Genomic DNA, 13,005 nt, shown 5'->3' on the forward strand with positions numbered 1-13,005 from the left:
CGCGTCGTTCCGGAAATCCTGCCCTATCCTTCATGGCGCGTACACGTCCCTTTAGACAGAAGGCTTCGGCTTCCAAAACGCAAACACCACCGCCAGCAGCGGAGGCGCCAGCAGCACACCCCAGAACGGAATCACAATCCCCAGCACAATAGGCCCAAGAAACGCCGCCCACCACGGCACCTTCGTAGTACGGTGCAGCACGTAAGGCCCGATCACCAGCCCCTCAAGAATCACAATCAACCCATACAACCCAAGCACCAGCCCCAGCCGCCACTCATCATGTCCGCTGAACGCAACCGCGAGAACCGGCCCAATCAGCGCAACCATTCCCCCAAACGTAGGAACGATCTGCAGGATCCCACCAAGAATTGCCCACAGCGGCGCAAACGGGACCCGGATCAACTCAAGCCCAACCAGCCACAGCACGCCGACGATCAACCCATCGAGCGTAGCGGCGCGCCACCAGTTGAGCAAAGCTCCACCAGCCGTCTTGAGATGAGTCGTCGTGTTGCTGTTTCGGATGTCCATACCAACCTGATCGTCCTGTGCCGCATCTGACTTGCTGAAGCAGAACTATAAATCAACCTAACAATCCTTGCGGAGATTGCAGCTGCAGTGGAGACGCTCGCGCAAACAGCGAGCAATGGAGCACTACCGATGGCTGTCATGATGCAGGCGTTCTACTGGGATGCACCCAAGCACGATAAAAAAGAACACGAGTGGTGGAACTTCGTCGCTGAAAAAGTAGACGACCTTGGCAGAGCCGGCTTCAATGCCCTCTGGCTGCCTCCCGTCTGCAAGGCATCCAGCGATACCTCCATGGGCTACGATCCCTACGACTACTTCGACCTAGGCGACTTCGATCAGAAGGGCGGCACCAAAACCTTCTACGGCAACCGCGCAGAGCTCGAAGCTCTGATCGCCAAAGCACACGCCAACGGCATTGGCCTCTATGCGGACATGGTACTCAACCACAACTCGGGCGCAGACGAAGAAGAGGTCAATCCTCTCGACGGTCAGAAACGCTGGACCAAGTTCAACCCTGCGAGCGGCAAGTTTCCCCGCGACTGGAACTGCTTCCACCCCAGCCGCTACGAACAGGTCATGATGGAAGGCGAAAACTTCGCCGGCTTCCCTCACCTCTGCCACCGCAACCCCGCCGTCTACACTGCCATGTTCGAGTACGCCCGCTTCCTCATCGAAGAGCTCGGCTTCGACGGCTTCCGCTTCGACTTCGTCAAAGGCTTCGGCGCGTGGATCATCGGCCTGCTGGCGAAGTACCGCTACGTCAAAGACGGCAATGAGTTCACTCCCTACGTCGTCGGAGAGTACTGGTCAGGCACGGAAGATATCGACCAATGGCTCGACCGGGTCAACAAAATTACCGACACCCAGATTGCAGCCTTTGACTTTCCGCTGCGATACAAACTGAAAGACGTCTGCGACAAGCCGGGTTACGATCTCCGCAACCTGACCGATGGCGGTGCCGTCGTCATGAAGCGTCCTCTGCATGCGGCTACCTTCGTCGACAACCACGACATGGGTGACAACGCGATCATCAACGACAAGATGATGGCCTACTCCTTCATCATGGTGCACGAGGGATACCCGAGCATCTTCTGGTACGACTACTACAACAACGGTCTTGCCCGGCCTCTCACGCCCAACGGGATAGACGCCCTCATCATCGCCCACCATAAGTATGCCGGCGGCGACTCGCAGATTCTCCATGCCGATCCCGATCTCTACATCATGCAGCGCGTCGGCTTCAAGGATGACAGCGTCGATCAGCCTGGGCTGATCTATGTCCTGAACAACCTCGGCGACAAGTGGTCTGGCACCTCGGTCAAGACAAAGTGGCCAAATCAGAAGTTCGCCCCCATCGCATGGGATGGCCACGACACCGCGCACCCTGACGAGAGAACCACCGACGCCGAAGGCAACTCCGAGTTCCCTGCTCCTCCCCGCGGCTTCGCCATCTACGCCCCGGTCTAAGTCACTCCGAACGCTCCCGGTGGCCGCCAAAGTATCCAATCGCGACCAGCGGGAGCGCCACCCGAAGGGCTATACAAGTCACGAAGTGACCGCCCCACGCGCAGTGGATTGTCTCCAAAAATAAATTAGAAAAAGTGGCGTATTTTAAGCACCCCAAAAACACGTTGCTAAGACGCCACGTCAGCCACACAAAACACCACGCTCACACCAGCAAAAAACCATGGTTTTGCACGGTGGAAAACCATAAACCCCCTGTAAAACCGCACCCTCCACCACAACCAGACTTTTTTCGCATCTTCCAGCCGCAAAACGCCAATGCTATCCTTAAAACATGAAATTTGGCGTTCTGGTCTTCCCCGGGTCCAACTGCGACCATGACACCCACCACGTCGTCGACGCGATCGCGCACCAGCCCGTAACCTACCTCTGGCACGCCTCCGAAGACCTTCAGGGCTGCGACGCCATCCTCGTCCCCGGCGGCTTCGCCTACGGCGATTACCTCAGAACCGGCGCTATCGCACGCTTTGCGCCAGTCATGCAATCCGTAAAGAAATTCGCCCAAACCGGAGGATTAGTCATGGGAATCTGCAACGGATTCCAGATCCTCTGCGAAGCCGCCCTCCTCCCGGGCGCTCTCATGCGCAACGCCAACCAGCGCTACATCTGCAAACAAACCTTCCTCCGCACCGAAACAACCAACTCCCGCTTCACCCACAGCCTCCCTCACAAACATGTCCTCAAAATGCCGATCGGCCACATGGAAGGCAACTACTTCTGCGACGCAGACACGCTCGAAACGCTGAAAAGACAAGACCGCATCGCCTTCCGCTACACCACCCCCGATGGCACCGTGACCTCCGATGCAAACCCCAACGGATCACTGGAGAATATCGCGGGAATCCTGAGCGAGGGCCGCAACGTGCTTGGACTCATGCCCCATCCCGACCGCTCCAGCGAAGCCCTGCTCGGCTCCGCGGACGGTCTGCTGCTCTTCCAGGCTATGGCCGAGTCTCTGGCTTCGGCCCGCTAAGGCTGCAACTTCAAAAGGCGCAGTGGTAACCTGATCACGCGATGATTGACATTCACCATCACCTTCTGTGGGGCATGGACGATGGTGCTTCGACCCTCGAAACATCCATGGCCATGGCCAAGATGGCAGCCGCAGATGGAATTACTCATATCGTCTGTTCGCCACACTCTAATGGCCAGTACTTCTACGACGCACCTGTCATCGACGCGAAGATCGCCGAGTTGCAGTCCCTTCTCGATCGTCACGCAGTAGGCATAAAACTTGGCCGCGGATGCGACTTCCATATGTCCTACGAAAACATTCAGGAAGCCAAGGATGACCCGACGAAGTTCAGCATCAACGGCTTGGGTTATCTGTTAGTGGAGGTTCCGGACTACGGCTTGCCACGAGGCCTAACCGAGATCTTTTATCAGATGCAGCTCACCGGCCTGACACCAATTCTGACGCATCCTGAGAGGAACCCGACGCTGCAGAACGATCAGGCGCGGGTGGCAGAATGGCTGGAGCGGGGCGTGCTGGTGCAGGTCACCGCCGCATCAGTGCTGGGACGTATGGGGAAACATGCGGAACGGATGGCACACGAGCTGCTCGAGAACCGTTGGGTACATTTCCTGGCAACAGATGCGCACAACACAACCTCCCGTGCGCCGAAGATGCGAGAGGCGTTCGAACTGGTCGCAAAGAAATATGGCCCAGACTATGCACACTTCCTATGTGTTTCTAATCCACTGGCAGTGTTTCTCGGCAAACCAATGCCGCCTCAGATGGAACCTCTGAAACTCTACAAGAATTTAGAGGAAAAGAGCTGGTGGCGCAGGATATTGGGGAAATAACCCTAAAGGCCGAGTCCGCCATCGACGGCCAGAAGCTGGCCAGTGATGAAGTGGGGCGCGGTCGCAAAGAAGATAGCTGCCGCGGCTACATCTTCGGCTGTGCCATTGCGCTGCATGGGAGTCTTACGGGCGAAGTGCTCATAAGCCTCGCCTAGCTCTCCTTGAACAATCATCCCTGGCGCAATGCAGTTGACACTGATCTCAGGAGCCCACGCCTTGGCCATGGTCTGGGAGAGCATGTGCAGCGCCGCCTTGGAGGTGCAGTAGTGGGCGTGGGTAGCCCAGGGGTGAAGTCCACCCAACGAGCCGATGTTGAGAATGCGGCCCTTGACGGCTCGAAGATGTGGGTACGCTGCTTTGGCCACCAAAAAAGGGGCGCGCGTGTTGGTTGTAAACATTGCGTCCCACTGATCGGCAGAGACCTTCTCGAGCACTTCGGAGGCAAAGATACCAGCGTTGTTGACGAGAAGATCGATACGGCCCAAGTCGTTGACGACCGCCGAGACGGTTTGCTCGATATCTTCCGGATTACGCAGATCGCAGCGAATGGCGAGTGCTTCAACGTCGTGGCCGGCGAGAGCATGTACTGTCTCTTCTGCTTCGGTATGGGAGGAGAGGTAGGTGATCGCTACATCTGCTCCACGTTCAGCAAGCGCTAAAGCGATGGCACGTCCAATGCGCTTGGCAGCCCCAGTTACGAGCACGGTCTTGCCTGTCAGTAGCCTCTCCATAAGCTCCCTTTGTGCGGTATTAGCCGTTATGGCTGAGGTGTCGAGTCAGGAGCGGGAGTCGGCTGGGGTTGGGTTGCAGGTGGAGTGGTTGGAGTAGGTTTAGCAGCTGGCGTTGTTGTCCTGATGGGCTCTTGAACCCCAGGCTTTCTCGTCGTCGCCTTACCATCGTTGTCCACGTAAGAAGAGACTTGCTCTCGGGGATGAATCATGGAGATCGAGATCTCTTTGCTGGGGTCCATGACCTCATACTCCTCTGCAAAGGTCGCAAAGCCCTGAGCGATTACCTGAACGCGAACAGTACTTCCCGTGGGAATCACATCAATAATCGCTTTGCCGTCCGGATCGGTCTTCACCTCGAGGTTTCCTTCATCCTTGCCATCTTTAACAGGGTTGAAGATAACGGCGGCGTTCATGATCGGCTTGCCGTTGAACTTTTTGGTGACGGTGACTTCGATGTGAGAGGTTGCCGGGGGCGACTTATATTTACGGCCGCGCTTAACCGGAGCATCCTGATCCTGCGCCTTCGCGGCAGGGCAGGCAGTGAAAGCTAAAACGAGAGTCAGAAGAGAGAGAGACCACGCGGTGCGACGTAACGACATGGGCTCATTCTACGACTTTTGAACGTAGATTGCCCGGTTCACCTATCTCGATCGGGCTTGGCTGAAGCTTGCGCGAGTTTCACTCACATTTCACGTAGCGCAGTTGACAACTGCAAGCTGGCTGACTATCGTTAGCAATCGGAAGGCTTGAGTGCTAACGGCTCCTGATCTTAGTCCCTAGGCCTGCCGAAGGCTGATTCCACTACTTCATTGCGGCGCTGGCCATCGGTTTGTGGCTGATGCTGCGCATTACAATCGCGGACGGTCTCCCGTTCGCCAAATCGTACCAAGGAGATGTAAAGCAATGGCGACAACATCGTTTACACCGCTGCACGACCGGATTCTGGTTCGGCGTATTGAAGAGGGCGAAAGCATTCGTGGCGGGATTATCATCCCGGATTCGGCAAAAGAGAAGCCGCAGCAGGGCGAAGTGATCTCCGTTGGCAAGGGCAAGTCGAACGACGAGGGTAAGGTATTCCCGCTCGATGTCAAGGCTGGCGACAGCATCCTGTTCGGCAAGTACTCCGGCACCGAGATCAAGATCGACGGCGAAGAACTGCTGATCATGCGTGAAGAAGAAGTCCTGGGCATCCTCAAGAAGTAGACATTTTGTGCCGTATATCGCGGCTCCGCCGCTTAATCGGCGCTTCGGGCGCCTCACATAACACTTTCACCAGCCTTTTCGCTGGCAACAGGAGTAAGACAATGGCAAAACAGATTCTGCATGGAGAAGATTCGCGTCAGGCTATCCTGCGTGGTGTCAATATTTTGGCTGACGCAGTGAAGGTGACACTTGGACCGAAAGGTCGCAATGTTGTTATCGAAAAGAAGTTTGGCTCGCCAACGATTACAAAGGACGGCGTGACCGTTGCCAAGGAGATCGAGCTCGCCAATTCGCTCGAGAACATGGGCGCACAGATGGTCCGCGAAGTAGCTTCGAAGACCTCGGATGTTGCCGGCGACGGTACCACAACCGCTACTGTCCTTGCCCAGGCGATCTACCGTGAGGGTGTAAAGACAGTTGCTGCCGGTGCAAACCCGATGGCACTGAAGCGCGGCATCGACAAGGCTGTTGAGGCCATCATCGGCAAGCGCGATGAGAATGGCGTTTCGGTTGGCGGCGCTCTGTCGACGTTCTCGAAGCCGGTCTCAGGCGACATGATTGCTCAGGTCGGAACCATCTCGGCCAACTCGGACTCGCAGATCGGCACGATCATCGCCGAAGCGATGAAGAAGGTCGGCAAGGATGGCGTTATTACTGTCGAAGAGTCTCGCACCATGGAGACCCAGCTCGACGTGGTTGAGGGCATGCAGTTCGATCGCGGCTATCTTTCGCCTTACTTCGTGACCGATGCAGAGCGGATGGAAGTTGCTCTCGAGAACCCCTACATCTTGATCTACGAGAAGAAGATCTCGTCGATGAAGGATCTGCTTCCATTGCTCGAGCAGATTGCACGCACTGCCAAGCCGCTCATCATCATCGCTGAAGATGTCGATGGTGAAGCGCTCGCGACTCTCGTCGTGAACAAGCTGCGTGGCACGCTGAACGTGGCTGCCGTGAAAGCTCCTGGCTTCGGCGATCGTCGCAAGGCGATGCTGCAGGATATCGCAATTCTGACCGGCGGCAAGGCCATCACGGAAGATCTCGGCATCAAGCTCGAGGGCGTGAAGATCGAGGACCTTGGCACTGCGAAGCGCGTGACGATCGACAAGGACAACACCACCATCGTTGATGGCGGCGGCAAGGATGGCGATGTTGAAGGCCGCGTGAAGGAGATTCGCGCACAGATCGACAAGACCACCTCCGACTACGACCGTGAGAAGCTGCAGGAGCGCTTGGCCAAGCTGGTTGGCGGCGTTGCAGTGATCAAGGTTGGTGCTGCAACCGAGACCGAGATGAAGGAAAAGAAGGCTCGTGTTGAGGATGCGATGCATGCAACACGCGCTGCTGTTGAAGAAGGTATTGTCCCGGGTGGTGGTGTGGCGTTGGTTCGCTGCACGGCTGCAGTGGAAGCAGTCATCAAGACTCTCGAAGGCGATGAGAAGATCGGTGCTTCGATCATCCGTCGCGCGATCGAAGAGCCTTTGCGCATGATCGTTTCGAACGCCGGCGAAGAGGGTGCTGTGGTGATCGGCAAGATCCACGAATCGAAGGAGTCCAACTTCGGCTACAACGCCGGAACGGGCGCCTACGAGGACCTGGTGAAGGCTGGAGTTATTGATCCTACGAAGGTTACGCGTACTGCTCTGCAGAACGCGGCATCGATCGCTGGCTTGATGCTGACCACCGAAGCGATGATCTCCGACATCCCCGAGAAGAAGGAAGCGGGCGGCGGACATCAGCATGGCGGCGGCGGTATGGACGGCATGTACTAAGAAGTTGTTTACAGAAAAAAAGTGGAGCCCCGGTGAACCCGGGGCTTTGCTGTTTTTGCTGGAGTTTTGAGGGGTGTTTTTGAAAAACTGCTGTTTTCGTGGTGGTTTTTCGGTGGTGTAACTGTGGTGGTTTGCGTGGTGAGCATGGTGCTTAAGCAGTCACTTTTTAGGCGCCTAAAAATACGCCACCGATTTGAACTTTATTTTCGAGGCGGAAGTCAGAGTCTTGGTTTTGGGCGGTTCAAGGAACAGCCCCAACTTCGCAGAATCTCCCGCGCTCCGGTCAGGGGCGGGAGACTCGCGGGTTTGGTTCTACTGGTCGTTGCCTTCGATCAACTGCTCTTTGAAGGGCTTGAGAGAGCTGAAGAGACCACGAGTTTTCGTGATGGGCGCGGCCAGCGATGAAGTAGAGTTCATCGCTTGGCTTGAAGGAACTGAGGAACCTCTACAGGCAGCCATGCTCCACTTCGCATGGCACACACCGCAATCGATCGCCGAACGGGTTTAGCCGCGATCTCTGCCCAGATTTCATTTGAACCTGGTACGGCAATGGTCTTTCCTTCGCGCGGGAGACAGGATCTTTCATCCGTATACATCAGCGCTGCATGACCATCTTCCAATACATAGTTTGTAGGAACACCGCCCGCAGGTAAAGCATGGTATGTAAAGTCCATTCGCCTTCCCATAGCCACCAGAGTTTTTATTTCCTCGGTCGTATCGTTTGCCGGCGAGGTGAGATCCACACTGAGAATTGGCCTCAGTGCATCCGGCGCGCTCTCCCATTTCATCGCATGACGAAGTAACAAGTCGACATTCGTTTCGCCGCGAACCAATGCCCGCAACTCGACATATCTGCCTTTTGGACAGGATGAAGTTGTGTCTTGAAGCACGAGGATCCGAGAGCGAAGACCTTGTTCTTCGGCAGCCTGCATGATGAATGACGACATACCCGAGAAATAGACAGATACCAGGCCATCCGGGCACGGCTTGTAGCGTACGGATCTGGCGGCAAGGAGCGACTGCTGATTTTGATCCACAACCCCATGGCGCGCAATAAGACTTGCCTGAAAGGCCGCCAGACTGCCCATCGGGAGTACTCCATCAGACGTCGGAATCAACGTGGGATTCGACAGGGTGAGTTTTCCGGAGTGCAAGGAGAAGAAGTGAACGCCAACAATCCAAGGAGTGAGGCTCAACGCGGTCAACACTCTCATCCCAACTCGCTGCACAGCGAGGTGCCTTTGTTTCATCCAGCGGAACCAGAAGCGTCCACGCTTTGAGCTGAGTAGAGCAAACGATGAGAAGAACGTTGGGAAAAAATATCGAGCAGAATACATCTGAACCGAGTAATACGCGAGGCTGCACCACACGGACGCCACCATGACGATGTAGAAGGTGGACCATCTTCGTCTCTGTAACGCCGCCCGTACTCCGAAGACAGAGAATGTAGTCGCGCTCACCAACCACGGTAGACCGATGGCAAATACCAAGAGCGCAGCATAGAAAGACAGGACGAAAAAGTGATCGGCAGGAAGATAGATCGATGGCGGAGCGATTAGAATGCCGATCACCAAAGGGATTGTCACCGTAGCTACAAATAGCCACATCGTCTTATCCATGAAGACCTGGCGCAGCGTTCTTCTGGCCGAGATCGCGGTGTAGATTGCCGGAACACAGAAGATCGCGTCAACCCGCATTGTCGTTGCAAGCGCAAGCAGCAGCAATCCAGCGTAGAACTTCACTCCCGCACGATTTATCAGAAATGGATAGGAGAGGAGAAGAAACGCAAGTGAAAGCTGACTGGTTCCAAGGAATGGAGCATACAGAATCAGTGAAGGAACCAGACACAGCGTGACGCCTATCCGACGGGAGAGGCCACGCTTCTCCGCTACATAGAGAGCCAGAATTGAGCCTATGCCATAGAGCAGGATCTGGATCGCATTTCCCAGCGTGATCGGATCGAAACCAGGGAAGAATTTGAAAACGAGCGATAAGAGGAGGTAGGTCCCGTACTGTTTATCGAAGAGATAGAGACCATCATGAAGCGGCGAGATCTGGTGCCTGCTGATCTGCATCGCCCCTGTGACGAGACTAGCCTGGTCGTTATCGCGCACCACGGACTGGAGAGCAGGAAAGACAAACAAGAGGAGTAAAGCGGCTTGCAGGACCGGTAAGAAGAATCTGTAACGAAGAAGATAATTTTGCATATCAGGGGCCGCACATCACTTTTGTCGATTACGAATCGGTCGCCTTCCGTCTGAATCACTTTGATGAAATTCCTAATTACAAAGCCAGGTTCCATTGACACGTTTAGCAAAGTCTCCCGTACCACCACCGCTACAGACGCAGCCAGAGGGGTTTGCGGTGGAGCATGAGGCCGGGGTGGTTACGGTGCAATCTTTGCAATAGGTGAGGCTTCCATTTGGCTGCGTACCTAACTGTGAGAAGGACGATGGATTGTGGAATAGAAGAAACGGGTTTGGCAGAGTCCAGCTAACATTCGGTGAACTGCTCAGGAGGGTGGATCCTTGTCCTGGAATACTGGAGTGACCAACGAGATACCAGGCTAACGATGCGTCCTGCAACGTTAGCGAATTGAAGTCATCCTGCAGGACGTTTGTTGCGCATTGCTGTGTCGCCGAATTCGGTCCGATGCAGCGCTGAAGGGCGGTGAGTGTTATGTCTTCCGGGTGAGTTGCATCGCCCAAGTGAACAATATTTTTTACACTCGCTTGTCCTGTAACACCCGAGATCGCAAGCGCCCTTGTAACCCATCCCTCCTGTAGAGCAACTGAGTCCGTAAGCACGCAATCTACCGTGAATTCGCAGTGGATCTGAGAGTAGACGCCATCGGAGCCGTCCAGCTGTACTCCATTTTGTGCCATCACTCCGACGATTGCCGCTGTGGCCGTGCCGCTACAGCCAGTCTGGTTCCATTGCAACTGCGTCGAAGAGGAGGTTGCCACGGTAAACAGACCGTTGAGGGATAAATTTGTTCCTCCCTCTACCCCGATCGAGGCACCGTTGGGTATTGTGTTTGCGGGAAAGGTTGCGGTAACTACCCCTGACGAACACGACAGGTTTCCAGTTTCAACCAGAGACGAGCTGCAGGTGATGTGTGCTCCCCCACGCTGGCCGCCGACACCTACGCGGACTCGAATGCACGTTGAACCCGCGTCTCCTCCCAATTGGAGTTCGTCGAGTATGTAGTTTTCAGGTAGTCCGCCTGTTCCTGGCGCGAGGCTGCTGCGATCCAGCATTTCGATACCGATCGCTTTGTAGTTGATGACGGAGACATTACGGACGCCTCCCAACTCCTGTACGCGGTCACTGAAGATTCCTATGCTTCCGGTCACGTGGTTGCAGTCAATGGTTATGTTCTCGATAAGCGGCCCTTCAGACTGAAGAGCATCGCCAAGAAAGACCACTGGGATATTTGTAGGAAAACTCGTTGCACTTGCAACGAGAGTCGTGCCTCTTCCTCCGCCCGGCGCTGAGTTTTCGCCGCTTACAACCGAACCTAAAGGAATGATCCACTGCGCCGAAGTTGTAAAGGTAGAACCTGCGGCCAGGTAAAGGTGAACCGATTCACCAGGATGATTCAGAATGCTGCCGAAGGGATTTGCCGAGCAGCTAAAGAAGCCAAGAAACCCTCTGGCGTCGACCTCTCCACCGTTGACTGGAAGTGCTGCGATGGCATTCTGAATTTGAATGCATGGGTCGGCTCCCGGGAACTGGTCGGCCAACTGAATTTTATTAAGAGATTTGGCTATGAGGTTACTTTGAGCGATTGCACCCAGAGGGAGTAATAAGAGGATTGCCAGCTTTTGCAGGATCGACATCTGGCCGCCTTTCGAAGTTACTCAGTTTTGCAAAGCGTCACGGTTGAGTTGTCAGGGCTTTGTCCTTGCTTCGTCATTTTTATAGTCGCGGCGCATTCGGGTGAGATTGCAGACAAAGGGCGGCGTCCCTTGCGGGATGCCGCCCTGAGTGTGCGGGGAGGTGTTGGTTAGTTCGAGACGATGGTTCCGGGGCGAACCTGGGTGGGGGCTCGCAGCTTTGTTTTGGGGAGGCTGGTGGATAGCTTCAGGTTGACCATCTTTTTGTTGGCGTCGACTGGGAAGGTGGCGACGAAGGTTTTGGCGATAGCCTCCTGAAACTGCTTGAGGTACGGAGCCATGGAGACGGGGTTCTGGCCGGTGCTCTGGTAGAGGGAGAGGCCGCCGGTTCCCTCTGCGAGCTGGGCGAGGTAGTTTTGCCCGCTGAAGCTGCCGCGGCCACGGCCGAAGCCAGCGTCGTTGAAGAAGATGGAGTAGACGGGAACGCCGGCGCGCTGGGCATCGGTGACAGCGGAGGAGACGTAGGGGCTGTCCTGATTGAGTGGGCTGGTGCTGCCGTTATAGGGGTCGACGCCGTTGGTGATCATGAGGACGAAGCGCGGCCTGTGAGCAGGTGCTGCGTTGCGCTGGACGGGGCTGAGCTGATTTTCTGCGCGGCCGGGCCAGTTCTTGACGAAGTCGGAGAGGCAGAAGTACGGGCTGGCGCTGGATCCCGGGATGCCGCTGGGGATGCGGATTCCCTGAGCGACGGCGGCGAGATCAGAGGTGAAGCCGTTAGCGCCCGTGCCCGGGAAGACGGTTCCGTTGGTCATATAACCGACGAAGACCTCAGTGCCTGGGGGGAGACTGGTGATGAAGGAGCGGAGGTTGTTCATCTCGCGGGCGACGCTGGTGCGGAGGCCGTCGTCGATGAGGAGAGCAACCTGGGCTCCGCCGGGCGGGATGGCGGCGAGGTCGCTGAGCTGAGCGACACGGTTATCGACTTTGATGGTGAGATCTTGGGCGGTGGGAGAGGCTGGAGTTTTGGAGTCGAAGACGACGAGGGCCTGGGTTGGGGTGGGGCCTTCCTGGGCGCGAGCTGCGACGGTGGTGGTTGCTGCCAGGAGGGTGAGTGCTAAGAGATATCGGGTCATTTTGTTTCCCTTCGTTGATATAGACGGTTCAATTTGGCTCCGCGACTGCGAAGAGAGCGAGAACATACAAGAAAGAAACACGCAAGAGACATGTTCGTTGCGTTTCGATAGGGCTATTGAGCTTATTCCTAATTGCCGCCGATGCGGATCTTCAGGCCTGCGCGGATGGTGAAGGGCAGGCCCGGGTAGCCTATGGGGCCGATGTGTTGCTGGCCGAGAAGATTATCGAGCTGGGTGAAGACGGTGACGTGGCGGGTGGCGTTGAAGAGGAGATTGAGGTCGAGTTTGGCGTAGCCGAAGTCTAAGTCCTGGTTGGGAAGCAGGAGCGAGTTGCCGCTGTTGCGGTCGTTGTGGAGCTGGAAGGTGGAGTCGTCGCTACGGCTGGCCAGAGCGCCCTTGATGGCGGCGGAGAATTTGTTCGCGGTGTATTGCACGGCGAAGAAGCCGGTGCTGGCGGGCAGATGGAAGG

Annotated in this window: 11 protein-coding genes and 1 pseudogene; 5 read left to right on the top strand and 7 right to left on the bottom strand. The window is 56.0% G+C overall.

All coding sequences use genetic code 11. The features are described from left to right. Window positions 1-51: 51 nt before the first annotated feature. Window positions 52-528, bottom strand: a complete 477-nt coding sequence (locus tag GSQ94_RS00890) for an AI-2E family transporter (RefSeq protein WP_158941435.1) — start codon at window positions 526-528, stop codon at window positions 52-54. Between the two features lie 129 nt (window positions 529-657). Between GSQ94_RS00890 and GSQ94_RS00895 the strand changes: the two genes are divergently transcribed. From GSQ94_RS00895 to GSQ94_RS00905, 3 genes are all read left to right on the top strand, one after another. Further along, on the top strand, window positions 658-1,995 hold the full coding sequence (locus GSQ94_RS00895) for an alpha-amylase family glycosyl hydrolase (protein ID WP_158941436.1): 1,338 nt from the start codon (window positions 658-660) through the stop codon (window positions 1,993-1,995). Between the two features lie 331 nt (window positions 1,996-2,326). Further along, on the top strand, window positions 2,327-3,025 hold the full coding sequence (purQ, locus tag GSQ94_RS00900; protein ID WP_158941437.1) for a phosphoribosylformylglycinamidine synthase subunit PurQ: 699 nt from the start codon (window positions 2,327-2,329) through the stop codon (window positions 3,023-3,025). Window positions 3,026-3,066: 41 nt separating this feature from the next. Then, complete coding sequence (locus GSQ94_RS00905; RefSeq protein WP_158941438.1) at window positions 3,067-3,858, top strand: tyrosine-protein phosphatase; 792 nt, start codon at window positions 3,067-3,069, stop codon at window positions 3,856-3,858. A 2-nt stretch (window positions 3,859-3,860) separates the two neighbouring features. Here GSQ94_RS00905 and GSQ94_RS00910 read toward each other — a convergent pair whose 3' ends face one another. Together GSQ94_RS00910 and GSQ94_RS00915 are read right to left on the bottom strand one after the other, a co-directional pair. Further along, a complete protein-coding gene (locus GSQ94_RS00910; RefSeq protein WP_158941439.1) occupies window positions 3,861-4,589 on the bottom strand; it encodes an SDR family NAD(P)-dependent oxidoreductase in 729 nt (242 codons plus the stop codon). 26 nt (window positions 4,590-4,615) lie between these two features. After that, window positions 4,616-5,188, bottom strand: a complete 573-nt coding sequence (locus GSQ94_RS00915) for a carboxypeptidase-like regulatory domain-containing protein (protein WP_158941440.1) — start codon at window positions 5,186-5,188, stop codon at window positions 4,616-4,618. A gap of 304 nt (window positions 5,189-5,492) precedes the next feature. On the opposite strand from GSQ94_RS00915, the gene groES reads away from it, so the two are divergent. Further along, window positions 5,493-5,792, top strand: a complete 300-nt coding sequence (gene groES / locus GSQ94_RS00920) for a co-chaperone GroES (RefSeq protein WP_020713919.1) — start codon at window positions 5,493-5,495, stop codon at window positions 5,790-5,792. A gap of 101 nt (window positions 5,793-5,893) precedes the next feature. Beyond that, the gene (gene groL, locus GSQ94_RS00925) at window positions 5,894-7,564 is read left to right on the top strand and encodes a chaperonin GroEL (protein ID WP_158941441.1); all 1,671 of its coding nucleotides are present in this window, start codon (window positions 5,894-5,896) and stop codon (window positions 7,562-7,564) included. A gap of 413 nt (window positions 7,565-7,977) precedes the next feature. Here the strand turns inward: groL and GSQ94_RS00930 are convergent, their stop codons facing one another. The 4 genes and pseudogenes from GSQ94_RS00930 to GSQ94_RS00945 form a co-directional block, all read right to left on the bottom strand. Then, entirely contained in the window at window positions 7,978-9,771 is a 1,794-nt protein-coding gene (locus tag GSQ94_RS00930) for a hypothetical protein (RefSeq protein ID WP_158941442.1), read from the bottom strand. 72 nt (window positions 9,772-9,843) lie between these two features. Continuing rightward, window positions 9,844-11,406: a hypothetical protein gene (locus GSQ94_RS00935; RefSeq protein ID WP_158941443.1), complete on the bottom strand. Its 1,563-nt coding sequence runs from the start codon at window positions 11,404-11,406 to the stop codon at window positions 9,844-9,846. A gap of 167 nt (window positions 11,407-11,573) precedes the next feature. Continuing rightward, window positions 11,574-12,536: a hypothetical protein gene (locus GSQ94_RS00940; RefSeq protein WP_158941444.1), complete on the bottom strand. Its 963-nt coding sequence runs from the start codon at window positions 12,534-12,536 to the stop codon at window positions 11,574-11,576. A gap of 128 nt (window positions 12,537-12,664) precedes the next feature. Next, a pseudogene (locus GSQ94_RS00945) lies at window positions 12,665-13,005 on the bottom strand (TonB-dependent receptor); the annotation flags it as partial.

It is taken from the genome of Granulicella sp. S190 (assembly GCF_009766095.1).
Lineage (GTDB): Bacteria > Acidobacteriota > Terriglobia > Terriglobales > Acidobacteriaceae > Edaphobacter.